Below are 776 nucleotides of genomic sequence, written 5' to 3'. Positions count from 1 at the left end.
TCATATCACGGATATATATAATACTTTATAAAAATAGATGATTTAATCATCCCATCCTTCAAAGAAATCTTCGTCGATCTTTTTGATGACGACAGTCCTGTCTTTCTGAATGCCTACGTTAAAGCGCACCATCAAGTCAGCAAGCTTCTCACCATCGATCAAGGCAATCTGTTTTTGGCTTGCCCTGCCGGATCGCTGAGCGGCTTCGCTGAACCTCGCTGTGGTAATGAACACGCCGCGCGTCGCCCCTTTATCGTCTAAGGCTCCCTTAAAGGCCTGTATTTTCTCCGGGCCGATCCCACTGTCTCTGTCATAGCATTTGGCCTGGACGTAGACAGGATCGAGACCGAGAGCATCTTGATGGATTACCCCGTCGACCCCTCCATCACCACGCCCGCCCGTATGGAAGGCAGCTTCGTCGCGTCCTCCTCCGTAACCCATTGCAACAAGGAGACGGATCACGAGCTGCTCGAAGAAGCGCGCTCGGGTGGCCTGGGGCTGAATAGCGAAAATACGATCAAGGAGATCGCCCCGGAGTTCTGCCTCCAGCTCCATAGCCGCACTGGTAATCCGCTCATCTGGTGGAGCGATGGCCACGGCGCTGTCGAGCTTGAGGACATCGGCAACCGGCATCATAGTGGATGCAGTGGGTCGTGTCCCAGGCGGTGGTGTAGCTGAGGGGTGGTCATCGGCGGTTGCCGGGTAGGGTCGGGTTGCGACGACCAACCCCGAACCCGAGAGACCCCCGATGACCGACGAGATCATGGCCCTGCGCG

General features: G+C 55.8%; 1 protein-coding gene. It reads right to left on the bottom strand.

Annotated features, from left to right (window positions below):
* Positions 1-42: 42 nt before the first annotated feature.
* Positions 43-636 (bottom strand): restriction endonuclease, encoded by a 594-nt coding sequence (locus FV234_RS25915; RefSeq protein ID WP_187273811.1) that lies wholly within the window; start codon positions 634-636, stop codon positions 43-45.
* Positions 637-776 lie beyond the last annotated feature (140 nt).

Source organism: Methylobacterium sp. WL8 (assembly GCF_008040045.1).
In the GTDB taxonomy this organism is placed as follows: domain Bacteria; phylum Pseudomonadota; class Alphaproteobacteria; order Rhizobiales; family Beijerinckiaceae; genus Methylobacterium; species Methylobacterium cerastii.
Note: the sequence above shows the minus strand (reverse complement) of the source record. Positions and strands in the feature narration are given on the sequence as shown.

What these genes read in the sequence shown, in the direction of transcription:
- FV234_RS25915 (WP_187273811.1), bottom strand. Translation starts at nt 636, where the DNA reads ATGATGCCGGTTGCCGATGTCCTCAAGCTCGACAGCGCCGTGGCCATC.